The organism is uncultured Anaerococcus sp. (genome assembly GCF_937934665.1).
In the GTDB taxonomy this organism is placed as follows: domain Bacteria; phylum Bacillota; class Clostridia; order Tissierellales; family Peptoniphilaceae; genus Anaerococcus.
Window position 1 is genome coordinate 1 of record NZ_CALGYW010000050.1, and the last position, 25,764, is coordinate 25,764.

Consider the following 25,764-nt stretch of genomic DNA (forward strand, 5'->3'; position numbering starts at 1 on the left):
CATTGGTACGGGGTAACTATGGGCGGTGGGATTGGACTTACTATCCACTCTGATCTAATAATAGCAGATGAGAGTGTAAACTGGGCCATGCCAGAAACAAGTCTTGGCTTTGTCCCAGATGTATCTGTTGGCTATTATATTTCAAAACTTCCCCAAGCTATGGGTCAACTTGTGGGACTAACAGGGGCAAGGCTTTACCCAGATGATTTAATTAGGTTTTCTCTTGCTGATCTTTTGATAGATTCAAAAGACTACCAAAAGATTTTAGAAAAACTTTTTGCCTTTGATACTTCTAGCACAGACTTTATAGGAGATTTTAGCAAAGAAATTGAAAGCTACGCTAAAAAGCCAGGTGAAACTGAAAATACCCAAAATATGGAAAAAATCGAAAAATATTTTGGCAAGGACAGCCTAGAAGAGATCCTAAAGTCCTTGGAAGCAAACCAGGAAGATGATTTTGCCAGGGAAAAACTTGAGATATTAAAAGAGAGAGATCCTTTTATGACCCAGGTTCAATTTGAAAAATATTTTTACGGCAAAAATCTAACCAGAGAAGAGACAATTGACCTAGATTTAAAAATTATAAACCATGGCCTTAAGACAGGTGAGATTGAAGAAGGAATTAGGACAGTGATGATAGATAGGGAAGATAGACCTTCCTGGCCAGTAAAAACTTTCTCTGATGTAGATAAAAATGAGGTTAAAAACCTATTTAAAATCAAATAAGATTTGAAAATACTTGTAAATAATAGGCTTTCTAGCTAGGTAGAGGGTCCTTTAGTTTTTTATAAAGCTGTCTATATAAAAATTTTTACTAGATGGGATTTTTGGAAATTTGTCCAAAAAATTATATAATACTTCAGAGGTGATTAGATGAATATAGGGATATTAGTAGCAGTAGAGTTTGATGCTTTTTATGATATTTATAAGGAACCAATCGAGAGATATAAGCATGGCAGTTTTGAAATTTTGAAATACCATATCAACGGTAAGGACGTTTTTGTTTGCCCTTCAAGTATGGGGCAAATTCGTGCTGCTCTTGCCATGACCCTGCTTCTTGATGTTTATAAGTGTGGAACCATCATAAATTATGGAGTAGTTGGTGCTTTAAATGACCAAGAAGTAGAGGAACTAACAGTTGTGGAAAGTGTGAGCCATTACGAATTTGATATATCAGACTTAGATGGTGCGGCAAAAGGACAATACGAAATTTTTAACGATGTAGCCATGAAAACAACGGAAAGCTTGGTGGATTTGGCAATAGAAATTGACCCTCATTTGAAAAAGGTAAAGCTTGCATCAGGTGATAAATTTGTTTCAGGTCTTGAGGCCAAGACAGAGCTTAATAAAAAGTGGGACTCAGATATTGTCGACATGGAAGGAGCTGCAATTGCTCTAGCCTGTCACTTATATAGGGCAGACTTTCTTATGATTAAAGCAGTTTCAGATGCCCTTACAGGTGGGGGAGCGGAGTTTTACGAAAATTTCGAACGTGCTTCAAAAGTCGCAGTGGGGATAATAGACGATATAATAAAAAAAATTTAATTTTGCCTAAGATTTAAAATAGGCTGATTATTGGATGAAAAAGGAATAAAATAGGAAATATTTTTAATAATGATTTAGAAACCTAATCTATAAAGTTTTTATGAGAAAATTAAAAATAGACAAGCAAAAAGCAAGGCATAAACCTTGCTTTTTAAAATACTAAATTTCTTCAGAATTTTCCCAAAGACCGTGGATGTTGCAATAAGCAAGTGCGTAAACTTCGCCACTCTTGTCAGTTTTAACTCTAGCTTCTACACATGGTTGAGTTAAGATTTCTTCTTCGCCATGAGCTTTAAATTCATAAGAACCAACTTCGATTGGGAATTTTGCTCCTTCTGGTTTGAAGAATACTTTAATCCAAGCGATGTGGTGTTCAAATGTATTTGGGTGTTCTACTTCTTCACCAACGTTAGTTTTGATGTGAAGAAGACCGTCTTCTTTAGAAACGTGGATTACTGGAACGTGTTTTTCAGCTTTCCAATCAGCAGTTTGAACTGTTTCTGTTAATTTCATATTAATCCTCCATATGTTTTAATAGTCTACATTAATTAATATACCCAACCTTAAATTTTATAAACATAAATTTCTTAACATATGTACTTTAACAAATTACTTTGTTGCAAATAATCAGTCTTAAAATATAATGTAAAAAAGGAGCGTTTATGGATAGATTAAAGGAATTAAAAGAGGCAAGAGATTCCGCAAATCTTGCTATAGTAAAGATTGATGAAGGTATTGGTCAATTAAAGTCTGCCTCATCTTGGGGAATACTTGATATTTTAGGTGGGGACTTTTTTTCAAGCCTTGTTAAAAGAAATAAAATAAGCGGAGCAAATCGTAGTTTAGAAGAAATATCATTAAGTCTTAAAACGCTTAATAAAGAACTAAGCGATGTTGATATAAGCTTTCCTGATGCCATACCAGACAGACTTTCAGATCAAGTTTTCGACCTAGTTTTTGATAATATCTTTACAGATTTTAGGGTCCAGGGCGAAATAAAGGAAAATCTCGTCGCCCTAAAAGAATTAAGATATGCTATAATAGAAATAGGCGAGAGATTAGATAGGGAAATAAAAGATATAGAAGGATTATAGAAAGATTTGGAGAAGATGGATTTTGATTTTTTTAAGGCAAGTGATGGTTTCACTGAAGATTTGCTAGAAGATGCTGATAGTAATTTAAATAAAATAAGAGATGGCCTTTATTCCTTGCCAGGGTTTATATATTATCTTAAGGCCCATATTCCAGAAAATCACCTTGAGGCGGTTTTGACTAAAGAGCAAAATAGGAAGTTTTTAGATGGAAGCTTGGAATTATTGAGAAGGGAAAGTGGGGAGCTTCTAGCAGAACTTAGGGATCCAGAAAGCAAGAAAATAGTTGGAAAAGTAAACCTAAAAGAAGTTGACCTAACTCCAGAGCTAGCCCAGGCCAGGGCGCTTTATGCTATGCAGATGCAAATGGCCCAAATATCTAAGGACATAAATGCTATGGCTGAGGCTATAGAAGAAGTAAGGCAGGGCCAGCAGGATGATAGGATTGCTATAGCAAATGCTTGCAAACAAAAATTAATCCAGGCCAAATGTATTAAAAATCCTTCCCTAAGGGAAAAATTATACCTCCAAGTCATATCAGATGCTGAAAATAGCAGGAACCAATTGATGCTAAACCAAATGACTACAATTAAGTTTATAGAAAATATTCCAAAATCAGGTTGGCAAAAATTAATATCAAACCCAGACACTAAGGAAGTTGACGAGAAGTTAAATTATTTGATGGACGGGTTAAATACTATAAATATGGTTTCCCTTGTTGCTATTATGCCTATTATGAGCTTGGAGAAAGGGAAGCTGCCCTTGCAAGTTTTGGATATTTTAGAGATTTTATCAAGGAAGTATATTTTAAAACCCCTGATCTTGTTGAAAGATTAGATAACCTCGATAAGTCAACTAATAATATTTGGAAAGAAAAAATTATTAAAATTAATTCGAATATTTTAGAATTAAGTCAAAGCGAAACTTTGCAGATTGGAAGATATAATGAAGAAAATTAGATTAGAAGAAAAATCTTGTAAAAGGTGTGGCAAAGATTTGCCTATAGATTGGCAAGGCAAGTACTGTGAGCGCTGCCAAAACCTTAGGATAGGAAGGGTGAAAAAAGTAGGAAAAGCGGCTTTTGGTCTTGTGACAATAGTTGCCGCACATTTTTTAGGAGATGAGAATTAATGGACGTATTATTAGTAATTGACTTGCAAAATGACTTTGTAGACGGTGCCCTGGGTAATGAGGGTAATGATAAGATAGTTGAACCTATTGAGAAGTTAGTTGATGATTTTAAGGGAGAAATAATTTTTACAAGAGATACCCACGAGGAATCTTACTTGGAAAGTCTTGAAGGCAAACACCTACCTGTGACCCATTGTGTCAAGGGGACTTCTGGTTGGGAAATAAAGATTCCTACCAGGGGCAAAAAGATAATAGACAAGCCATCCTTTGGGTCATATGAACTTGTTGACTACCTTAGGGAATTAAATGCAAAGGAAAAAATCGAAAATATTTACATGGTAGGGATTTGTACAGATATTTGTGTCCTATCAAATGCTATAATGATTAAAAATGCCCTCCTAGATACAGAAGTAACTGTGATCGAAGACTTGTGCAGGGCCACAAGTGATAAGGCCCACGAGGCAAGTCTAGTTGCTATGGCTTCTTGCCAGGTAAATATCATAAAATTTGCTGATTTTAAGCAAAAATAAATTATAGAGGCTATGAGTTTATAAAACTTGTAGCTTTTTTTTAAGAGTTTATCTTAGAAAACATTATTTTTTGATATAATAGGATTAAGAAAATAAGGAGGGTTTATGAAACTTGAAATTTGTATTGATTCTTTTGATGGTATGATTGGGGCTTTCTTTGGCGGAGCTGATAGGGTGGAGATTTGCTCGGCTTTAACTCTTGATGGCCTTACACCTTCGGCAGGGCTCGTTGATATTTGCTGCGAGTATGAAGATATAGAAAAATTTGTCATGGTAAGGCCTAGACCAGGGCATTTTACCTATGATGATTTTGAAATTGGTCAGATGAAGGCAACTATCATGGCCTTTAAGAATAAACCGATAGACGGTTTTGTTCTTGGCGTTCTTGATTCTTATGGTCATCTTGATATAGAAACCATGAAAGAACTTGTATATCTTGCCTTTCCTAAAAAAGTTGTTCTCCACAGGGCCTTTGATTATTCTATCGATGGAGAGGAAAAGATTGAAGAACTTATTAAAATGGGAGTAGATAGGATCATAACTTCCGGCAAAAAACCTAAGGCTATCGAAGGAGTAGATTTGATAAGAGACTTACAGGAAAAATATGGGGACAGGATAGAAATTATGGCTGGTTCTGGCGTAACCCATGAAAATATAAGAGAGATTTATGAGAAAACTGGTATAGAAAACTTCCACCTTTCAGCAAGTGTTCAAGGTCAGACTGAAATTGATTATGATAATTTTGGCAAGGCCTTTGATGATTATAGGTTTACAAGTTCTGGCCTTGTTGAGCAAGCGAAGATCGTTATAAATAATTTAAAAAAATAAAATTTTGTGACTTGAGTCATAGTAAAATCTCCAAATTTTGTTAAAATTAGATTAAGATTAGAGAAAAGTTTAAGAAGTTTTACAAAAAAGGAGAGATTATGATTAAAGATAGCAAAATTATTTTAGTTGGCGATGGGGCAGTAGGTTCATCTTTTGCCTATGCTTCAACAATTTTAGGTATTGGCAGACAACTTGGAATTATAGATTTAAACGAGGATAAGGCAGAGGGAGATGCAATGGATCTATCAGATGCCCTATCTTTTACCAGGCCAAAGGAGATTTTTAAGGCAAATTATTCTGACTGCAAGGATGCGGAGGTAGTAGTAATTACTGCAGGAGCTCCACAAAAACCAGGTGAGACAAGGCTTGACCTTGTAGATAAGAATTTAAAAATTTTTAAGGATATGATTGGAAAAATTAAGGATTCTGGTTTTGATGGGATTTATGTTGTCGCATCAAACCCTGTAGATATCCTAACTTACGCTACCTGGAAGTATTCTGGTGCGCCAGCTGAAAAGGTCATAGGATCTGGTACCAGCCTTGATACATCAAGATTTAAAAAGGAAATAGCCTCTCTAATAGGAATCGACCCAAGAAGTGTCGATGCCTTTATCCTAGGTGAGCACGGAGATACAGAATTTCCTGTTTGGTCCCATACCAATGTAGGTGGTCTTCCAATTTATGAGTGGGTGGCAAATCACTCAGATGTAGATGAAATAGCCCTTTTAAATACTTTTGAAAAAGTAAGAAACGCAGCCTATGAAATAATAAACAAAAAGGGTGCAACCTTCTACGGCATAGGTGTTGCCCTTGCTAGACTTGTAGAATCAATTATAAATGACGAAAATTCCGTATACTCTACCTCATCTTACCTAAATGGGGAATACGGAGAAAAAGATATTTTTATAGGAGTTCCTTCAGTAATAGGCAAGGACGGTGTCAAATGGGTAATAGATGTACCTCTTACTGATACAGAAAAAGAAAGAATGAAAGAATCAGCTGATACCCTCAGAAAGGTGATGACTGAAGCTGGTCTATACGACTAAGTTAAAGCTCTAGGAAACTAGGGCTTTTTTTAGTGGGAAAATTTGGGAATAATATTTAAAACTTTTTTAGTAAAATCTTTATATTAAAAACTCGTACATCCCTTAATTTTATAACATTTAGCAAAAATAAATATATAAATAATAGTATTTCAAAACTTGAACAATTTATTTAGAGGTGTAATATATAAGCAGGACATAAAAATAAAAACTTAAAAAGCATAAGATAAGAGTTTAGATACATAAGTTTAATGAAATATAAAGTTTGAATAATTAATACCGATATAAATCAAAAATGATAAATTATGAAGTATAAATAAATATTCCTGTTTTATATTTTGACTTTTGCTACTTGGTCAACTTATTAAACTTAGTAAATTTCATTTATTGGAAATTATAGATATATAAATGCTTGCTTATGACTTTTTTGGTCCTAATTTTAGAAAGGAAGTTAAAAATGAAAAAAATATCAAAATTTATTTCCTATCATCCGAGGCTTGTACTCTTGGTGATGACTATATTACTCATCCCATCTTGGATAGGATATAAGTCAACTGGCGTAAATTATGATATCTTGTCATATTTGCCAGCCGATCTTGAATCTACCCAGGGTCAGGAAATATTGGATAAGGATTTTAAAAATGCAGCTACGGGCATGCTTATCCTCAAGGGTGATGACTATGATGCCGATAAGTTAAAAGATGAAATTCTTAAAATAGAGGGTGTAGAAGATGTAATCTCAAAAACATCTTTAGTAGGAGATACAGTTCCTAATGAATTTTTGCCAGATGAGATTAGGGATGCCTTTTATGCTGATGATTCAACCCTTTTAATGGTTAAATTTTCTGAATCATCTTCTTCATTTAAGACTATGGAGGCAATTGATCAGATAAAATCGATAGAATCTAAGGAAAAATTCCTAAGCGGAATTTCCTCTCTGGTTAAGGATACCAAGGACTTAATAGATAGGGAAACACCCATATATGTAGCTCTTGCAGTAGCCCTAGCCCTTGTAGTCTTATCCCTTACTAATGAATCGATCATTATTCCCTTCCTCTTTATGCTAAATATCGGCTACGCTATTTTGTATAATTTTGGAACAAATATATTTTTGGGTGAGATTTCTTATATAACAAAGGCAATCGCGGCAGTGCTTCAGTTAGCTGTTACTACTGACTATTCTATTTTCCTCTACCATAGGTATGTGGAGAAGAAAAACAAAACTGAAAATAAAAATGAGGCCATGGCTAAGGCTATAGATTCTACTCTAGTATCTATTTTTGCCTCATCGCTTACTACCTTCTCAGGGTTTTTAGTACTTTTACTAATGCAACTAGGACTTGGTAAAGATATCGGTCTTGTAATGAGTAAGGGTGTGCTTTTAGGTCTTATTTCAACAGTTGTAGTCCTACCACCAATGATTTTACTTGCTGAAAAGCTTGTTAATAGATTTAACCACAAGGTGTTACTACCAGAATTTAATAAGACAGCAAACTTTACTATAAAGCATAGGAAAAAACTTTTTGTTATTTTCCTAATTTTATTTATCCCAGCAGTCTATGGCTCTAGAAATACTGACCTTTACTACAACCTAGATAGGTCTCTACCACAAAATCTAGATTCTATAGTAGCCCTAAATAAGATGAAGGAAGATTATAATATGGCATCAAGCCACTTTATAGTTGTTAAAGATGACTTATCAAAGACAAGCATAAATTCTATGATTGATGAGATAGAGGATGTAGATGGAGTAAATAATGTCCTAAGCCTTAACTCTATGACTGGTCTAACAATACCAAGTGAAGTTTTACCTGAAAAGCTAAAGAAAAATTTTGAACAGGGTGGCTATCAGATGGTAATGGTAAATTCCAAATATCAGACAGCTTCAGATGAGGTAAATGAGCAGGTGGATGAGATAAATAAGATTGTAAAGGCTCACGATCCTGATGGCAAACTTACAGGTGAGGCAGTTCTTACAAAAGATTTGACTATCCTATCTGATAGGGACTTTAAAATGGTAAATATAGCTTCAATTGGAGTTGTATTTTTAATCATCGCCATAGTATTTAAGTCGCTTGCTATTCCAATTGTTTTAATAGCGGCTATAGAACTTGCAATTTTTATAAATATGGGAATTCCGTTTTATTTTGGACACACTATTCCTTTTATAACTTCAATAATAATAGGAGTTGTCCAACTTGGTTCAACAATTGACTATTCAATACTTATGATGGATAGGTTCTTATTTGAATATAAGAAACATAGGGATTTAGAAAAGGCTTTAAGCTTATCGGTTAAGGAAACTTCAAAATCAATAGTTACTTCAGCCCTATCATTTTTCGCAGCGACTATTGGTGTAGGTATATACTCAAAGATGGAAATTGTATCAACTATTTGTATCTTCTTGGCAAGGGGAGCGATAATTTCAATGCTTGTTATCATAATCTTCCTACCAGCTTTAATAGGTGTTACAATTCCCTTTATCGAAAAAACTACTAAAGGGTTAAAGAAAGGAAAAGAAAATGAATAAAAAATTTGTTAAAGCTCTTGCAGTTTTAAGCGTAAGCTCAATCCTTGGAGGCAATATTGCCTACGCTAGTGAAAGCAAAGCTAGTAAAAATGAAACAGTTTATGTAACAAAAGAAGACGAAGAAATAAAAGATCAAACAGTTTCTGTATGGATAAATAAGGACGGAAACAAAGAGCTTAAGGATAAGTCAGACCTAAAGGATATAAAAAACCTTGAAACAGACGAAAAAATTGAGCCTAAGGATGGCAATATTGATATAGATAATGAAGGCGAAGATTTTTATTACCAAGGTAAAACAGAAAAAGATTTGCCTGTAGATGTAGATATAAAATACGAGCTTGACGGTAAGTCTATAAGCTTTAAAGACCTTGAGGGAAAATCAGGCAAGCTAAAAATTACCATAAAGGCTCATAATAAGGTTAAAGAGAGTTTAAAATCTGGTAAAACTGTCTATGCGCCTTACCTTGTTGCTACAGAAATGACCTTTGCTGATGACCAGGTAAAAAACATAGAAGCTGGTAATGCAAAAATTGTAAAGGACGGTAAAAATCAAATCGTAGCAGGAGTACTTGCTCCAGGTCTTAGGGAAAACTTTGATGGCGTTCTTGATAAAGATAAGTTAGATAAATTTAAAGATGAAATCGAAATAGAAATGGATGTGGAAAATTTCAAACCAGGTGAAGCCTATGTTGTAATAACTAACGAGATTTTTCAAGAAGATAAGACTCTTTCATCCCTAGATGATTTGGATGAAGGTATAAATGAACTAACCTCAAATGCAGCTAAACTTCTCGACGCCTCTTCCCAGCTTAAAGATGGAAGTGCTAGCTTAAACAAGGGGCTTACTGACCTTGCTGGGGGAGCTGATAAACTATCAAACGGTTCAGAAAAATTAAAGGCAGGTTTTGACCAGATGAGTGGAGCCTTCGGGGCACTTCCAGAAAAAATTGGGCCAATGCAAAATGCCATAAGCGAGCTTAATAATGGTGGAGCAAGCTTAAATAAGGGTCTTGGCCAATACACCCAAGGTGTTAGTCAAATAAATGCAAAAATGGGAGATTTAACAAAGGCTGCTGACAGTCTAGATAAGGGAGCAGCTGACCTTAATAAAGGCATAAGCGAGCTTAGCAAAGGATCAAAAATGCTCCAAGAAAAATTAGCCGGTGGAAGTGATGGAAGCGATATGGCAGGCTTTTCTAAGTCTTTAAAAAGCTTAAAGGCTGGCATAGATAATTTTGATAAAAAAATAGGACCTATGGCAGATAGTTTAAATAAGTTAGATATGGGTATTAAATCGGCGGAAGAATCCTCAAAAACCCTAGCAGCATCCCTAGCTAAATTAAATGAAGCAGGTAAAAATGCCCCAAATATAGAAGGTACAATTTCAAATATCAATCAAAATGCCAACGCACTTGATGGACAAATTGCAAACTTAGAAGCTAAAAATGAAGATGGATCATTAACAGCTGAAATTGAAAGTCTAAGAGCTATAAAAAACGGCCTTTATACCGATGCTAGCAACCTAGGAGCGAGCGTTAAGGTAAATAACGGTATTTATGCTGGACTAGGCGAAGTAAGTGGAGGCTCAAATGAACTTGCAGCTGGTATTGGAGATTTATCCCAAGGCCTTGGCCAAATGAAGGCAGAAGTTAGTAACTCTAAAGCGGACTTAGAAAAGGCATCACTTGGTCTTGGCGAGGGAATTGAAAAACTAGATGAGGGCTTATCTCAAAGCGATATTATGAAACTTGCTAAAGCCCTAGACGAGCTTGACCAAGGTCTAGAAAAAGTAAAGGCTGGTTCAGATAAATTGATGGCAGGAACAAAGGCCAATAAAGAGGGTGTAGATAAACTTGCTAGCTCCATAAATGCTCTAGATTCAAAATCAAAAGACCTTAATGGTGGATCAGAGAAACTAGCTGCCGGCCTAAGCGAATTTAAGGAAAGATCAAAGGCCTTAAGTGAGCTTGGAAATATAAATACCAGCACTTTAAACCCAATGTCCCAAGGCCTAAATGACTTAAATAAGGGGATCCTTGACCTAAGAACAGGAGCTCTTAAGCTAAAAGAAGGATCTGATACCTACAATCAAAAATATGAGGAGTTTGATTCAGGACTTAGAAGGTATAAGTCAGAAGGAATCGATAAGATCTCATCTAAGACAGGAGATTTAAGAGAAGCTAAGGATATCCTAGATCAAATGGCAGAACTTGCCAAGGAAAATTCTTCAATTTCAGGCTCTTCTGATGAATTTGAAACAAGGTCAAGAATTATAGAAAAAATCAAATAGAAATTTAAAATCACATATTTTGTGAAAAAAATAAGAAAAAAGGCTGGTCCTATATCAAATACAGTAGAATCATAATTTGAGCGTTTCTCTGATTTCTATAATAAATGGAGGTAATTGATATATGAACCAGTCTTTTTAGTGTTAATTACTTTAGTGATATTATTTTAGTATTATATGACAATTATGTGCCCTTAGAGGGACTTTGAGCGTTTTTTAATAATTAAAATCCTAGCTTACACAAAGACTGAGCAAATTTTTGTGGCGACTATAGATAATCTTGTAGGATTTTTTGATTTTATTATACTAATCAAAAAGTTTGAGTTTTTCGTCCTTATTGGAATAAACCTTCCAATATCCATTTGTTAAGTAACTATTACCCTTATTTTCTATAAAGCCAATCACATCTTCATAAGGGTAACCTAAGAAAATACCTATTTCGTGGGGGAAATTTTCTTTTACAAATCTCCTCTTCAAATGGTCTATGCATTGGTCTGGCCTATCTGTTTTATAGCCTAGCTCTTCAAGGAGACATTTTGTTTGATTTTGGCATAAGGCACACTTAAGTTTTTCTGGCCTATAGGCATAAATTTGAGCAGAGGACTTGCCAATTTTGAGAATTTCAACATATATATTCTTTTTGTTAAGTGTTTCATTCCACTCAAAAACCATTTTCTCTATGTCTATTTTTTTAAGGTTCTTAAAAGTAAAGAGATTTGCAAGTTTTTTATTAGCTAAAGTTTGTGATGCGTAATTGATAAGTAAGCTTTCGTACATACTAGGCTAAGGCTTTAGCTAATTCTAAGGCTGCCTTTCTACAATCTTCTAAAGCTTCATCATCTGGATAATCGTAAGCAATAAGACCATCACAAACTAGGTTGATTCCATCATTTTCACATCTCTCTTGCCAAGTTTTCATCCATTCGCCATCTGCCCATTCATAGGATCCGAAAATTAGAACTGGCTTATCAGATAGGGAATTTTCTACGCTTTCAAACATAGGTTCAAATTCGCTTTCTTCAAGCTCTTCGTTACCCATAGCTGGACAGCCAAAGGCAAAGCCATCGTAGTTTTCTATTTGATCTTTTGAAAAATCACTGGCTGTCAAAATTTCAGCTTCTAAACTATTGTTTTTAAGTTCATCTAATATTTCATTTGCCATAGCAAGGGTATTGCCTGTGCCAGAGAAATATATTATTGCTATTTTTTTCATAATAACTCCTTAAATTTTATTTTATGATATTAATAATCCTTATCAACATCTAAGATAATAATAAACCATAGTTTAAATTTTGTCAAGAGTTTTTTGTAGAATTTATTTTATAGTCAAAATATAGGTATAATGAGGCTTTGAAAGAGTAAGTAGTTTATTCCGATGGATTTTGATTGCTTTTTTATAAAAATTATGAAATAAATAAAGACTAGTGAAATTTTATAATTAACACTATAATCTATAATCAAGTATAATAAATAATCAGACAAATAGGATAGTATTGAAAAATGAGAAAAAGGCTATATAATAATACTAAGAGAAGCCACCTCTTACAAAGCGAAGTAGTTGAATAGTGAGTGTGACTCACATAAAAAAGACACTAGGGTCTCCACGAGCCGACGGGCTAGTTGCTAGTGTCTTTTTAAATTATATGAAAAAGAATCTAAATATTTATCTAAAATAATTAGAATAATACCTACAAGTAGTGGAAAATAAAAGCTTTCCAAAAGTAGTTGAATCATTTGTGACTCACCTCCCTCCACCTAAAATATTTTGGTGTTAGGCATTATTATTATATCATAAAATGGCTAGGAGGGTCTTGTTTTAAAAACTTTAAAAAAGAAAAACTGCCGGATATTAAAGTTTAGATTAATATCCTGGCAGTTTATTTTTTTATTCTTCTACAAATGTTATTTCGCCATCTTCTAGTTTGGCAATTCTTACAAGTGAGTAAATATCAATATCCATATCTTCTATAAGCTGTCTTCCTTCACTAAAGGACTTTTCAATTACGATTCCAAGTCCAGCTGGATTTGCTCCTGCTTGTCTTACTATTGCGATCATGCCCTTGGCTGCTTGACCATTGGCTAGAAAGTCATCGATCATTAAGATATTTTCGCCTTCTTTTAGGAAGTCTTTTGAAACTATAAGTTCATTAGTAACTTGTTTTGTAAATGAATATACACTTGAATGATAAAAGTCATCACCTGTAGTTAGTGATTGTTTTTTTCTAGCAAATACACAGTCAACTTCAAGCTCTAGGGCTGTTGCTAGGGCTGGTGCTATACCAGATGATTCTACGGTTAGGACCTTGTCGATATTTTTATCTCTAAAATGATTTGCAAATTCAATACCCATCTTATGGATCAATTTTGAATCTATTTGTTGGTTTAAGAAAGAGTCTACCTTTAGTATTGTTGGACCGATAACAATCCCATCTTTAAGAATTCGTTCTTCTAGTTCTTTCATCTTATCTCCTTATATATAAATAAAAATCACACTATGTACTTATGCTAATTATAATCTTTCTATAATAAATAGTCAATTTTTTTGATTTGTGACTGATTTTGATTGACTATGATTGAATTTGGTGTTATAATATTAACATGATATTAGAAAAAAGATTGGACGTAATCCTAGATACCCTCGAAAAAGAAGAGGCTGTATCAAATAAAATTTTAATGGACAAGCTTGGTGTCAGTGAATCAACCCTAAGGCGAGATCTTTCATATCTACAAGATATGGGCAAAATCACCAGAGTGCACGGGGGAGCTGTATTAAATAATATAGCTTCTAGCGAGAAAAATTTTACTGATAACCAAAAGAGTAAACTTAAGGAAAAATCCAAAATCGGCAAAAAAGCTAGTAGTCTAATAAGGGATGCGAAATTTATTTATCTAGACGCTGGTTCTACCTGTAACAAGGTTATAGACTACCTTAACAAAGACCAAGATATAACTGTGGTTACAAACGGACTTATGCATGTGGATAAATTAATTAGCAAAAATATCCATACCATCCTTTTAGAAGGAGAGATAAAGCCATCGACCAAGGTCACAACTGGCCCAAAAACCTTGGCTTCTATCTTTAGATATAACTTCGATCTAGCTTTCATAGGGGCCAATGGATACGATGATAGGGCCTTTTATACAGCTGATATAAACGAAGCTATGGTAAAAAATAAAGCTATTGAAAACTCATCAAGAGCTTATATTTTAGCAGATAGGTCAAAGGAGGATATAAAATACTTTCAGACCATAGCCACTAGAGATGAAATTAAGTTAATTACGGAGGAAGAATGATTTATACAATTACAACTAATCCAGCCATTGACTACATCTTAAGGTTTGATAAATTTGAAGATGGGGCCACAATTAGGGCAAGTGAAGACGAAAAGTACCCAGGTGGCAAGGGCATTATGGCAAGTAAAATCCTTAAAAATCTTGGAGAAAATCCAACCAATCTTGGTTTTGTTGGAGGTTTTATAGGTGAATATATAGCAGGTGCTATAAAAGACTTGGGCCTTTGCGAAAAATTTGTAAGAATCAAAGAAAACTCGAGGATAAATGTCAAACTTAAATACGATAAGGAAACAGAAATCAATGCCAAGGGTCCAAAGATTTCTAAAAAAGAAGTAGGAGAGTTTTTTGATAGTTTAAAAGAAGTAAAAGAAGAAGATATAATTGTTATTTCAGGATCTTTACCATATTCCTTGGATAAAGATTTTTATAAAAAAGTAATAGAGGAGACTAAGGCGAAGTTTACTATTGATATAGCTGATAAAAATCTGCTTGACTACTTGGCCTTAAAGCCACTTTTAGTCAAGCCAAATGAGGAAGAACTTGGAAAGATTTTTGAAACTGAAATAAATGAGGATAACCTAGTTAAATATGCTAAAAAATTAAACGAACTAGGAGCCTTAAATGTAATCGTATCACTTGGTGCAAAGGGTTCAATCTTTTTAGATGATAACAAGGTCTACAGGGCAAAACCTGTTAATGGTAAACTTGTAAATTCTGTTGGTGCAGGTGACTCAATGGTGGGTGGTTTTGTTTATGCTTGTGTAAATAATTATGACAAGATAGACGCCTTCAAACTTGCAGCTGCTTGTGGTTCAGCAACTGCCTTTAGTCCTGATATAGCAGATAAGGATATGATAAATGATGTATTAAGTAAAGTAGAGGTAGAAGAAATTGGAAATTAGAGATTTATTAAAAAAAGACCTGATGGTCCTAGACCTAAAGGCAGAAAACAAAGATGAGGCAATCAAGGAAATTGCTGACAAATTTTTTGAAAAAGGTTATGTAAAAAGTGCAGAAGACTTTAGAGAAGGTCTAAAAGAAAGAGAAGCCCAAGGCTCAACAGCCCTTGGAGAATCAGTAGCTATCCCACATAGTAAAAATAAAACTGTAATAGAACCAGCAGTATTATTTGCAAGGAAAAAACAAGGCCTTGACTATGAGGCCCTAGACGGCATGCCAACAGAAATCTTTTTTGCCATAGCTGCTCCAGACGGAGAAAACAACCTCCATGTGGCAACTCTTGCAGAACTATCTAAGATGATTATGAAAGATGGTTTCGTAGATGATCTTAAAAAAGTAGTTAGTGAAGATGAAGTCTATGCTGTAATTGAAAAATATTCTGAAAATAAAGAAAAAGTTAAAGAAGATATAGTAGGAGAAAATAAGGAAAAATCAGACATCAACCTACTAGCAGTCACAGCTTGTCCAAATGGTATAGCCCACACCTATATGGCCCAAGAAGCTCTAGAAAAGGCAGCCAAGACAAGGGGAGTAAACATAAAAGTAGAAACCAATGGTTCTGACGGAATCAAAAATAGATTGACTCAAGCTGAAATCGAAAAAGCTGATGCTATTATAATTGCAGCTGACAAAAAAGTAGAAACAGCTAGATTTAATGGCAAGAAACTAATCCAAAGACCAGTTTCTGACGGCATTAGAAAGGCTGATGACCTTGTAGATAGGGCAATCAAGGGTGAAGCTAATATTTACCACGAAGAAGGTGGAGAAAGCAAAAACTACGATGAAGAAGGTCAAAGCCTAGGTCAAAAGATCTACGGAGACCTCATGAATGGTATCAGCCACATGCTTCCATTTGTAATTGGTGGTGGTATTTTACTTGCAATTTCCTTCCTTTTTGAAAGATTTGCAGGCGATGAGTCAACAGTATTTACCTTCCTAAACAGACTTGGAGGAGATGCCTTCTCATTCTTAATTCCAATCCTTGCAGGTTATATCTCCTACTCTATAGCTGATAGACCAGGACTTATGCCAGGTATGGTAGCAGGTCTTATGGCAAGCCGCGGGGCAGGATTTATCGGTGGTCTAATCGGTGGTTTTATAGCAGGATATGTTGTAAACTTCCTTAAAAAAGCTACTAAAAACCTTCCAAAATCAGTTGAAGGTCTTAAGCCAATGCTAATCTACCCAGTACTAGGACTATTAATTGTAGGGGCAATAATGTTCTTTGCAATTGATCCTGTATTTACTGGAGTAAATAACTTTATAAACAACTGGCTAATGAGTCTATCAGGCACAAACATGGTACTCCTTGGAGCCCTACTTGCAGCCATGATGGCAATTGACATGGGTGGTCCAATAAATAAGGCTGCTTATGCTTTTGCAATCGGGGCTTTCACAGATACTGGTATTGGTACCTTTATGGCAGCAGTAATGGTAGGAGGTATGGTACCACCAATTGCAATAGCCATTGCAACAACATTTTTCAAAAATAAATTTAACGAAGAGCAAAAAAAGACAACAGTTACAAACTATATACTAGGTGCATCCTTTATCACAGAAGGAGCTATCCCATTTGCTGCAGCTGAGCCACAAACAGTCCTTCCATCATGCGTAATAGGTTCAGCTATAGCAGGAGCCATAGTAGGATACTTTGGCATAAGTGCACCAGCCCCACACGGCGGAATCTTTATCCTTCCAGCTATGAGCTCATTAAATCACGCTTTATTATTTGTAGGAGCAGTAATAGTTGGTGCAATCGTAGGTGGACTTATATTAGGTGCAATTAAGAAAAAACCTGAAGAAATTTTAGGATAAAACTGAAAAATAATCGATAATACATCAAAATATCAGGAGCCTAGGTTTCTGGTATTTTTTTGTCCAAAGACTAGTATAATTTATAGAAAGATTATATTGTTATGAACATCAGGGAGGGATTATGAACAAAGCCGCAGTTTTACACCTTAGTGAGAGTTTTATGGCAAGTGCAAAAAGTGAGGATATTTTAAATATAAGAATGAGGGCCGATAAGGAAGATATGCTTGATATAAGTCTTCTTTATACTTATAAATTTGATGAACCACGCAAATGGGAAGAAATAAAGATGGAAAAAACCTTTGAAGATGAAATTTTTTCTTATTATGAAGTTGATTTAAAAGTTATTGACAAAAGAATTGAATATATTTTTAAGATAAAAGAAGGAAAAGAAAATTATTATCTTTGTGAAAGTGGAATCTATAAAAATTATGATTTTGAAAACTTTCATTTCACATCCTTTCATATGCCATATATAAACGAGGCTGACCTATTTGAGCCAGTAGAATGGATGAAAGATGCCCTTTTCTATCAGATTTTTCCTGAAAGATTTAGGAGGGGAGACTTTTCTAAGGATGATTCTTATATAAATCAAAAATGGGAAGATTTGCCAAATCCATCTTCATTTGCTGGTGGAGATTTAAAGGGTATTATAGAAAAACTCGACTATATCAAATCTTTGGGAGTTAAGGCCTTATACCTAACACCAATTTTTAAATCTCCAACCAATCATAAATACGATATTATGGATTATTTTGAAATTGATCCGCAATTTGGAGATAAAAAAGATTTCAAAAATCTTGTAGAAAAGGCTCATGAATTGGGAATTAGAATAGTCTTGGATGCTGTATTTAATCACATGAGTCATAAAAATCCAATCTTTGTTGATGTAAGAGAAAAGGGTAAAAATTCTAAATATTATGATTGGTTTTTTGTAGAAGGAGCCGAAGTTGATATAGAAAGAATCAACTATGAGACCTTCGCCCATGTTTATAACATGCCAAAGCTTAACACATCTAATAAAAATGTCCAAGAATATTTAATCAAAATCGGAAAATATTGGATAGAAGAATTTGATATTGACGGATGGAGGCTAGATGTATCAGATGAAGTAAGCCACGATTTTTGGAAGAGATTTAGGAAGGAAATTAAGGCTAGCAAAAAGGATGCGGTTATAATAGGAGAAAATTGGCATAATGCGGAGTCCTTCCTAAGAGGAGATGAGTTTGATTCTGTTATGAACTACGCCTTCACGAACACTGCCCTTGATTATTTCAAAGAGGAAATTGATGCCGAAAAAGCAAGTGATGACTTAAATATGGTCATGATGAGAAATAAGGATGCGGCAAATAGGATGATGTTAAACTTCCTAGATACCCACGATACGCCAAGATTCATTACAGAAATAAAAGGAGATAGGGATAAGTTTCTAGCAGCCCTTGCTATGAGCACGGTCTATATGGGAGCAAATTCTATCTATTATGGAACAGAAATCACCCTTGAGGGTGACAAAGATCCTGATTGTAGGAGAGCCTTCCCTTGGGAGAACCTCGATCAAGAAAAGCCTTTTACAGAAAAAATTAAAGAAATTTTAGGGGTCAAAAACCATCCTGCCGTAAAAAATGGGTCTATAAAAATTTATAGTAAGGAAAATATCCTTAGAATAGAAAGATTTGACAGAAAAAATAATCTAAACCTTGCTATAAATCTAGGAGATGAAAAAGATTTTATTCTTGAAGAAGATAATATAATTTTTGCAAATAATTACCAAAATAAGAGGCTAGGAAAAAATAGTTTTGTAATTTGGCAAGTATAAGAAATTCTTCTTGCAAATTTTATTTGCTATTAAAAAAAGATAAAACTTATGTAACCTTAAAACTGTGCGGTTTTATAAGTGAAAATTTATTAACAAATTTAATCTTGACTATTTTACTAGGGATTGTATAATTAGATTATAATAAAATTGACGTTAAAAAGAAGAGAGCACAAAAAACTTTTATTACAGAGAGGCTATTTTGCTGAGATTAGCTAGAAAAAGCTTGTGTTTATGCATCTTTAAGTCGGGTTTGTGAAGTTAGTAGCAGACTCCAGGATCGCCTGTTATAGCGAGAGGGGTTTTTTTGACCCTGGTTTAAGACTCTTATATATAAGAGTGAATAAAGGTGGAAACACGATCATGCTCGTCCTTTGGGGACGGGCTTTTTTTATCTCATTTTATTATAAAATTTGAAAGGAGATTAGAAATGAAATATTTAGCACTTATAATAGGTCTAGGACTTTTTTATGGTCTAAAGCTTATGAAAAATAAGGGGGCGAGTTTCTCATCAAGAGTTATCCTTGCTTCTTTATTAGGAATTGGACTTGGTTTTGTCTTTAAGGGGGAAACAGAACTTTTTGGAATCTTTGGTGAAATTTATGCCAACCTCCTCTTTGCCTTAGTAATTCCCTTACTTTTGACATCTGTTATTAAGGTTGTAATTTCAAATAAAACCATAAATAGACTTAAGTCCATAGGTCTTAAGACTGTTGGCGTTTTAAGTCTTCACAATGTCTTAGGTTCTGCCCTCGGGGTAATCCTTGCGGTAATCTTTGCTATAGGAAAGGATGCCAATATTCCCCTTCCTGATCCAGCAGAGGCGAGGGAAGTACCTACTTTTGCAGAAGCGATTGTGGATTTTTTTCCAAAAAATGTAGTAGATGATGCAGCAAATGGTAGGGTTATACCTATAATTGTTTTTGCAGTTTTAATTGGCTTTGTAGTTTTATCCTTGATTGAAAAGGGTAAGGGTGATAAGGTTAAGCCTTTTATAGACTTTATCGACTCTTTTTCTGAGATAATAAATAGCCTGGTAAGCCTTGTGACAAGTTTTACCCCTTATGCAGTCTTATCACTAATAGCATCAGCTATAGCAAGGATTGACTATACTGCTATTAAGCCTTTGGTATCAGTTTTACTTTTAACCTACCTAGCATCCTTTATTCATTCATATATCACAACAGGAGCCTTACTAAGTATTTTTGCTGGGCTTAATCCATTTAAGTTTTTTAAGAAAAACTTCTCGGTCCAAGCTATTGGATTTACCACCCAATCTTCAGTAGGTTCTATTCCTGCCAATGTGGAAAATTTAGAAAATGAGCTTGGACTATCAGAAAAAATTGCCTCCTTTGTAGCTCCAGCCGGAGCCACCATGGGTATGCCAGGATGTGCAGGGTTTTGGCCAGTAATGACAGCAATACTTACAGCTAATGTCCTTGACCTAGGCTATGGGCTTACAGATTACTTAAGCCTTATCTTAGTTGCTCTTTTAGTATCACTTGGTACAGTAGGAGTTCCAGGAACTGCTACAATCGCAACAACAGCAGTTTTTGCCTCCATGGGCCTACCTATAGAAATGGTAGTTATCCTTGCTCCAATTTCATCACTTGCTGATATGGGAAGGACTGCTACAAATGTGACTGCAGCCTCATCAGCAGCCCTAATAGTAGCTGCAAGTGAAGGTGAGCTTGATAGAGACCTTTACAATAAATAAAATTTTTGAGCTGGTTAAATCTGGCTCTTTTTTATTCCTTATTTAGGGGTAAGATTAGTTAGTGAAATGATTTTTACTTAGTTAATATAAAAAAGAGGGGGAAATATGGAAACTGATCTTAGTCCAGATAAGATTTTGGATAAGGCCATAGATGTTTATACGAAAAAATCAAAGTTACAGGTTAAAAAGCTTTTGATTTTAGCTTTTTTTGCTGGAGCTTTTATAGCCCTAGCTGCCGAAAGCTCAAGCCTTGCTGCAGCTAATTTATTAAGTGATCCGTCAAGCCTTGGCCTTGCTAAACTTATCCAGGGTTTAGTCTTTACAGCAGGACTTGTTTTTGTTTTACTTGCTGGAGGAGAGCTTTTTACAGGTAATGCCCTTATGGTTACTGCTTTTTTGGATAAAAAAGTAAGGCTAAAGGATATGATAAAATCTTGGCTTTTAGTTTATTTGGGAAATTTTCTTGGGGCCTTATTTGTAGCATTTTTGCTTTATGGATCAGACCAGTGGCTTTTAGGAGATGGTCTTATAGGGGTAAGAACAATCTTAATAGCCAAGGCAAAAATTGACCTTGAGTTTAGCCAAGGCTTAATTTTAGGAGTTTTGGCAAATTTTTTGGTTTGCCTTGGTGTTTGGATGGCACTTGGTGGAAAATCTTATGGGTCAAAGTCTATAGCTGCTTTTTTCCCGATTACAATTTTTGTTCTATCAGGTTTTGAGCATAGCGTTGCAAATATGTACTATATACCAGCAGGAATTTTGGCTAAAAACATCCCGGACCTTGCAGCAAAATCAGGACTTAGCGGACAGGCTCTGGCAAATCTCAATATTTCTAATATGCTAGTTAAAAACCTCCTACCAGTAACAATTGGCAATATCATTGGCGGTGTTATCCTAGTTGGTCTTTTATATTTTCTAGCCTATAGGAAAGAGGATTAAGAGATGGAAAATTTGATAGAGACTAGGAGGTTTTACCATAAGATAGCTGAACCAGGTTGGTTGGAATTTAAAACGACTATAAATATTATCAAGGATTTAAAAAAACTAGGTCTTAGTGATATTAAATATGGCAAAAAAATTCACAAGGAAGATTTAATTTTTGGCTGGCCTGCTCCCTACAAAATCGAAACCTATAGGGATAAGTTTAAGACAAGAGAAGACTTTGATATATCTGAGATATTGATGGGCTACACTGGTCTTATTGCAACTATAGATACTGGAAAGCCTGGCAAGACTTTTGCCTTTCGTTTTGATATAGACGCCATGCCTATTACAGAAAGCAAAGATAAGTTTCACAAGCCCTTTAGAGAAGGCTTTGCCTCTAAAAACCCTTCCGCCATGCACGCTTGTGGCCATGATGGGCACCTATCTATGGGGATTTTCCTTGCAAAATGGCTGATGGAAAATAAAAGAAATCTCACTGGCAAGTATATTTTGATATTTCAGCCGGGAGAAGAGGGTCTTCGTGGGGGTAAGTCCCTTAGCGAATCAGCCTATGTCCATGACATAGATTATTTTTTCGCAGGGCACTTGGGTATGGGCCTTCCTTCAGGAAAAGTCGGGGTAGGAACTAGAGGTTTTCTTGCTTCAACTAAGCTTGATGTAATCTTTAGAGGTCATTCTTCCCATGCAGCAGCCCTCCCAGAAGAGGGGAAAAACGCCAACCTTGCCGCAGCAAGTGCTCTTTTAAACCTAGAAACCCTTGCCCAAAATTCTAAGGGCGTGGCAAGGATAAATGTAGGTGTGATAAGGGGAGGTAGGGTTAGAAATGCTATTTCTGATAAGGCAGTCCTAGAACTTGAAACCAGGGGAGCAAGTGATGAGGTAAATAATTTTCTAGTCACCAGAGCCATCCAGGTGATAAAGGGATCGAGCATGCAATATGACCTTGACTATGAAGTAAAAATTGCAGGCTCTGCACCTTCGATAATCAATCCTCAAGATAAATTTTATGATGAAATTGATGAAATATTAAGGAAAAAGGGTTTTGATACGGTAAAAAATCCCGATTTTGAGGCAAGCGAAGACGTTTGTTATTATATAAATAAGGTAAATAGGGAGGGAGGCTCTGCCATCCACTTTATCTTTGGCTCGGACCTTGCGGCGGGCCATCATAACAAGGCCTTTGACTTTGATGAAAAGTCTCTAACAACAGGCCTTGAGGTCTATAAGGAATGTGTAAAATATTTAAATAAGAAAAGCGGAAAATCCTAGGGTCTTCCGCTTTTTTTAGTTATTTAATTTCGCTTGGCTCTTTCATCATAAAAGATCCTATAATAAAGGACACTGATAAAATGAGAGTAGCTGTTAGGGCTGCCTTATCCCCAAATTTAAATTGGATATTGACTATTATTTGGTAGGCTATTGTCTCTAATATATAAACTAGAGCCCAGTAAACTGACATGATTTGGGTAAGTTTTTCTGAAAACATGCCAGGCATCTCTTGGGGAGTAAGAACGAAATTTGTAAGAGGAACGTACATAATTGTCCCAAGAGCTATAGCTAGGATGCCTGCTAAAACTGGGTTAGTTGTATTTATAAGCAAAAGTCCAATACCAGTTGTAAGTATTCCTGCTAGTTTTAGGGTTGGTACTCTTTTAGTTGATTTTTTAGCAACTATAATTGATAAGAGGGTACCAATTAGAGCTCCTGTTGTAAATAAGGTTGAGATTTTACTGGCAGTATTGGTGAAAAGTTTGTATTTGGGAATATATTTAGCATTACCATATAAAGGGTAAGGTGACCAAAATACATACAAGGCATTAAAATTGCAATTTTTTCACCAAGGGCATCCTTTAGGCTAAAGGTTTTTTCTCCTGTGTCCTTGCTAGAGGTGATTTTAAAGTCCTCTCCTACTATAAGCCAGGCTGCGAAAATCACAAAGGATACTATGGAAAAAGCTACTAGGGCATACCTTCCAAGGCCTAGTAGTTTAATAACAGGTCCAACAAGAAGGAGGGCTAGTATCGAACCTACATTGTAGGCTACGTTATTTAGGGCGTTTACTACTGGCCTATGGTCTGGGTGAAAGTAGGTTACAACTACTGGAGAGAGGTAAACTACAAAAAGCGCCCCCCCAAAACCCATTATAAATCTACCTATTAGGAAGGTAGGGAAATTTGGTGAAAGGGCCGCAAGCATGGCACCTGCTGGGATTAAAAGAGCCCCAAGGCCTATTGATTTTTTAGGAAAAAGTTTGGCAAAAATGGTTGCCGCCACAAGGTTTCCTAAAATCTTAGCAACTGTAACTACGTTATTAATGAGGGAAACTGAATTTGGTCCGTCAAGCTCAAAGGCTCTTAGGATATTTGGTGTAAGAGTCGAGCCAGCTATCCAGTTTACGGCAAAAAATGCATAGGCCAGAAACATGATAGCTTCTATGGCAATTGATTTGATTGGTATTTTTTCTCTGTCATAATTCTTCCTTTTCTATTTTTCATTCTATTAATTATGTATACCCCTCTTGATGAGATATAAGCAAATAAGGTATGATGGTCTTATGGAAAAATATATTATAGATTTTAGTAAAGACTTAATTAAATTTATTGATGCAAGTCCCCTAAATTATTTCGCAGTTAAAAACTCAAGCGAGATTTTAGAGGCAAATGGCTTTAAAAAGCTTAAAGAAGATGAGGTTTGGGACCTAGATAAGGGCAAATACTACACTACTCGTGATGATTCTGCCCTAATAGCCTTTGAGATTGGAGAAGATGTAAAAAAAGGCTTTGAAATTATTGGTTCTCACACTGATTCTCCTACTTTTAAAATAAAATCAAATGCAGAGGTGGCTGATACTGGCTTTTTGAAACTAAATATAGAAGCCTACGGCGGCATGATCCATTCAAGCTGGCTAGATAGGACCCTATCTCTAGCAGGAAAAGTTGCCTATAAGGAAAAGGGCGAGATTAAATATGCCCTAGTAAATATAGATAGGGACCTTTTAACAATCGCTAATGCTGCTATCCATATGAATAGGGAAATAAATAAGGGTTATTCCTACAATGCTCAGGAAAATCTCTACCCTCTAGTAGAAACTATTAGAGAAAACCTTGAACCTGAAAATTATCTGGTAAATATCTTAGCAGAAGAATTAGAAATTGGAGCGGAAGACATCCTAGATTTTGACCTTGCCCTATATGATAGGCAAAAAGGTGCCATCATAAATAATATGGTCCATATTGGTAGACTTGATAACCTAGGTTCTGTCCACGCTTCTCTAAGAGCCCTAGTAGATAGTAAACCAGGCAGAAATAAGATGATTCTTTTAAGTGATAACGAAGAAATAGGTTCAAGAACAAGGGGTGGGGCAGCATCAAACTTTCTAGAAAATACCTTAGAACGCATTGCCCTAAAATTTGGTCTTGATAGGGAAGGCTATCAGATCATGGTAGAAAATTCTATGATAATTTCTGCTGACCAGGCCCACGCTACTCATCCAAACTACAAAAACTTTGCAGATCCTACAAACATTGTAAAGATGAATGAGGGTTTGGTTATAAAAATTGCAGCTAATGGAGCCTATGCAACAAGCATTGAAACTAAGGCAAGGCTAATAAATATTGCTAATAAATCTGGCTACAAGCTTCAAACCTTCCACAATAGAAATGACAAGCAAGGCGGCTCAACCATAGGCCCTATCACAGCTACAGCGCTTGGAATTAAGGCTATTGATGTGGGTATTCCTCTTCTTGCTATGCACTCAATTAGGGAGCTTGCAGGAGTCCGTGATATATACGAAGCCTATGATATTTATAAGAAATTTTTCGAGGAGGACTAGATGGCAGTAGTAGAAGTGTGCCTAATTCCTATAGGCACCAAAGAAACATCAGTAAGTAAGTATGTAGCAGAAGCTGAGAAAATCCTTATGGCAGAAGGGGTTAAGTACAAACTAAATCCCATGGGCACAGTCATAGAAGCTGATGCCGACAAGGCTCTAGAAGCAATCAGAAAGATGCAAGAATCTGTATTTGATAAGGGTTGTGACAGGGTATATACAGTTATAAAAATGGATGATAGGCGTGATAAAAAGGCTTCAATGGAGCAAAAAATAAAATCTGTAGAAGATAAGCTATAGGAGAAGGGGCTTTTGCAAATTGTGAATAATTATCGTTCCATCATTATTGGGATCTCTCTCAAAGTTTGCCTCATTGGGCCGGCAGGCCACTTTTAGCCCGCCGGCTCAT

25 protein-coding genes are annotated in these 25,764 nt (G+C 35.4%); 19 read left to right on the plus strand and 6 right to left on the minus strand.

Going from position 1 to position 25,764, the window contains the following annotated elements; genetic code table 11:
- Both Q0410_RS02255 and Q0410_RS02260 read left to right on the plus strand, forming a co-directional pair.
- Window positions 1-726: enoyl-CoA hydratase/isomerase family protein (locus Q0410_RS02255; RefSeq protein WP_299032456.1), on the plus strand; the 726-nt coding region annotated here is incomplete at its 5' end.
- A gap of 147 nt (window positions 727-873) precedes the next feature.
- On the plus strand, window positions 874-1,545 hold the full coding sequence (locus Q0410_RS02260) for a 5'-methylthioadenosine/S-adenosylhomocysteine nucleosidase (protein ID WP_299032458.1): 672 nt from the start codon (window positions 874-876) through the stop codon (window positions 1,543-1,545).
- Between the two features lie 159 nt (window positions 1,546-1,704).
- On the opposite strand, the gene Q0410_RS02265 is transcribed toward Q0410_RS02260, so the two are convergent.
- Entirely contained in the window at window positions 1,705-2,058 is a 354-nt protein-coding gene (locus tag Q0410_RS02265) for a class II SORL domain-containing protein (protein ID WP_299032460.1), read from the minus strand.
- A gap of 149 nt (window positions 2,059-2,207) precedes the next feature.
- Here Q0410_RS02265 and Q0410_RS02270 point away from each other — a divergent pair, with 149 nt between their 5' ends.
- The 8 genes from Q0410_RS02270 to Q0410_RS02305 all read left to right on the plus strand — a co-directional run bounded on the left by Q0410_RS02270 (window position 2,208) and on the right by Q0410_RS02305 (window position 10,988).
- Window positions 2,208-2,639 (plus strand): hypothetical protein, encoded by a 432-nt coding sequence (locus Q0410_RS02270; protein ID WP_299032461.1) that lies wholly within the window; start codon window positions 2,208-2,210, stop codon window positions 2,637-2,639.
- Between the two features lie 15 nt (window positions 2,640-2,654).
- Window positions 2,655-3,473 carry a hypothetical protein gene (locus Q0410_RS02275; protein WP_299032462.1) on the plus strand — a complete coding sequence of 273 codons (819 nt, stop codon included), beginning with the start codon at window positions 2,655-2,657 and terminating at the stop codon, window positions 3,471-3,473.
- A 108-nt stretch (window positions 3,474-3,581) separates the two neighbouring features.
- Entirely contained in the window at window positions 3,582-3,767 is a 186-nt protein-coding gene (locus Q0410_RS02280; protein ID WP_299032463.1) for a hypothetical protein, read from the plus strand.
- Window positions 3,767-4,297, plus strand: a complete 531-nt coding sequence (locus tag Q0410_RS02285) for a cysteine hydrolase family protein (protein WP_299032464.1) — start codon at window positions 3,767-3,769, stop codon at window positions 4,295-4,297. Before Q0410_RS02280 ends, Q0410_RS02285 begins: the two co-directional genes overlap by 1 nt.
- Window positions 4,298-4,402: 105 nt before the next feature.
- A complete protein-coding gene (locus Q0410_RS02290; RefSeq protein ID WP_299032465.1) occupies window positions 4,403-5,125 on the plus strand; it encodes a copper homeostasis protein CutC in 723 nt (240 codons plus the stop codon).
- Window positions 5,126-5,223: 98 nt separating this feature from the next.
- Entirely contained in the window at window positions 5,224-6,171 is a 948-nt protein-coding gene (locus Q0410_RS02295) for an L-lactate dehydrogenase (RefSeq protein WP_299032466.1), read from the plus strand.
- 454 nt (window positions 6,172-6,625) lie between these two features.
- Window positions 6,626-8,698, plus strand: coding sequence for an RND family transporter (locus Q0410_RS02300; protein ID WP_299032467.1), 2,073 nt, complete (start codon window positions 6,626-6,628; stop codon window positions 8,696-8,698).
- Window positions 8,691-10,988 (plus strand): hypothetical protein, encoded by a 2,298-nt coding sequence (locus Q0410_RS02305; RefSeq protein ID WP_299032468.1) that lies wholly within the window; start codon window positions 8,691-8,693, stop codon window positions 10,986-10,988. The genes Q0410_RS02300 and Q0410_RS02305 overlap by 8 nt, the downstream gene beginning before the upstream one ends.
- A 303-nt stretch (window positions 10,989-11,291) precedes the next feature.
- On the opposite strand, the gene Q0410_RS02310 is transcribed toward Q0410_RS02305, so the two are convergent.
- The 3 genes from Q0410_RS02310 to Q0410_RS02320 form a co-directional block, all read right to left on the minus strand.
- Complete coding sequence (locus Q0410_RS02310; protein ID WP_299032469.1) at window positions 11,292-11,762, minus strand: DUF3793 family protein; 471 nt, start codon at window positions 11,760-11,762, stop codon at window positions 11,292-11,294.
- 1 nt (window position 11,763) lies between these two features.
- Window positions 11,764-12,198 (minus strand): flavodoxin, encoded by a 435-nt coding sequence (locus tag Q0410_RS02315; RefSeq protein ID WP_299032470.1) that lies wholly within the window; start codon window positions 12,196-12,198, stop codon window positions 11,764-11,766.
- Between the two features lie 672 nt (window positions 12,199-12,870).
- A complete protein-coding gene (locus Q0410_RS02320; protein WP_299032471.1) occupies window positions 12,871-13,446 on the minus strand; it encodes a xanthine phosphoribosyltransferase in 576 nt (191 codons plus the stop codon).
- A gap of 137 nt (window positions 13,447-13,583) precedes the next feature.
- Between Q0410_RS02320 and Q0410_RS02325 the strand changes: the two genes are divergently transcribed.
- The 7 genes from Q0410_RS02325 (at window position 13,584) to Q0410_RS02355 (ending at window position 22,795) form a co-directional block, all read left to right on the plus strand.
- A complete protein-coding gene (locus tag Q0410_RS02325; RefSeq protein ID WP_299032472.1) occupies window positions 13,584-14,279 on the plus strand; it encodes a DeoR/GlpR family DNA-binding transcription regulator in 696 nt (231 codons plus the stop codon).
- Window positions 14,276-15,181, plus strand: coding sequence for a 1-phosphofructokinase (gene pfkB, locus Q0410_RS02330; protein ID WP_299032473.1), 906 nt, complete (start codon window positions 14,276-14,278; stop codon window positions 15,179-15,181). Before Q0410_RS02325 ends, pfkB begins: the two co-directional genes overlap by 4 nt.
- On the plus strand, window positions 15,171-17,054 hold the full coding sequence (locus tag Q0410_RS02335) for a fructose-specific PTS transporter subunit EIIC (protein ID WP_299032474.1): 1,884 nt from the start codon (window positions 15,171-15,173) through the stop codon (window positions 17,052-17,054). Before pfkB ends, Q0410_RS02335 begins: the two co-directional genes overlap by 11 nt.
- 121 nt (window positions 17,055-17,175) lie before the next feature.
- Window positions 17,176-18,867: a glycoside hydrolase family 13 protein gene (locus Q0410_RS02340; RefSeq protein ID WP_299032475.1), complete on the plus strand. Its 1,692-nt coding sequence runs from the start codon at window positions 17,176-17,178 to the stop codon at window positions 18,865-18,867.
- A gap of 427 nt (window positions 18,868-19,294) precedes the next feature.
- On the plus strand, window positions 19,295-20,581 hold the full coding sequence (locus tag Q0410_RS02345; RefSeq protein ID WP_299032476.1) for a dicarboxylate/amino acid:cation symporter: 1,287 nt from the start codon (window positions 19,295-19,297) through the stop codon (window positions 20,579-20,581).
- A 105-nt stretch (window positions 20,582-20,686) separates the two neighbouring features.
- Window positions 20,687-21,520 (plus strand): formate/nitrite transporter family protein, encoded by an 834-nt coding sequence (locus Q0410_RS02350; RefSeq protein ID WP_299032477.1) that lies wholly within the window; start codon window positions 20,687-20,689, stop codon window positions 21,518-21,520.
- 3 nt (window positions 21,521-21,523) lie between these two features.
- Window positions 21,524-22,795 (plus strand): amidohydrolase, encoded by a 1,272-nt coding sequence (locus Q0410_RS02355; RefSeq protein ID WP_299032478.1) that lies wholly within the window; start codon window positions 21,524-21,526, stop codon window positions 22,793-22,795.
- 19 nt (window positions 22,796-22,814) lie between these two features.
- Here the strand turns inward: Q0410_RS02355 and Q0410_RS02360 are convergent, their stop codons facing one another.
- Together Q0410_RS02360 and Q0410_RS02365 are read right to left on the minus strand one after the other, a co-directional pair.
- Entirely contained in the window at window positions 22,815-23,339 is a 525-nt protein-coding gene (locus Q0410_RS02360; RefSeq protein ID WP_299032482.1) for a hypothetical protein, read from the minus strand.
- A complete protein-coding gene (locus Q0410_RS02365; RefSeq protein WP_299032479.1) occupies window positions 23,222-23,950 on the minus strand; it encodes an MFS transporter in 729 nt (242 codons plus the stop codon). The genes Q0410_RS02360 and Q0410_RS02365 overlap by 118 nt, the downstream gene beginning before the upstream one ends.
- Before the next feature lie 130 nt (window positions 23,951-24,080).
- Here Q0410_RS02365 and Q0410_RS02370 point away from each other — a divergent pair, with 130 nt between their 5' ends.
- Both Q0410_RS02370 and Q0410_RS02375 read left to right on the plus strand, forming a co-directional pair.
- The gene (locus Q0410_RS02370; protein ID WP_299032480.1) at window positions 24,081-25,358 is read left to right on the plus strand and encodes a M18 family aminopeptidase; all 1,278 of its coding nucleotides are present in this window, start codon (window positions 24,081-24,083) and stop codon (window positions 25,356-25,358) included.
- Window positions 25,359-25,655, plus strand: a complete 297-nt coding sequence (locus tag Q0410_RS02375) for an MTH1187 family thiamine-binding protein (protein WP_299032481.1) — start codon at window positions 25,359-25,361, stop codon at window positions 25,653-25,655.
- Window positions 25,656-25,764: the final 109 nt, after the last annotated feature.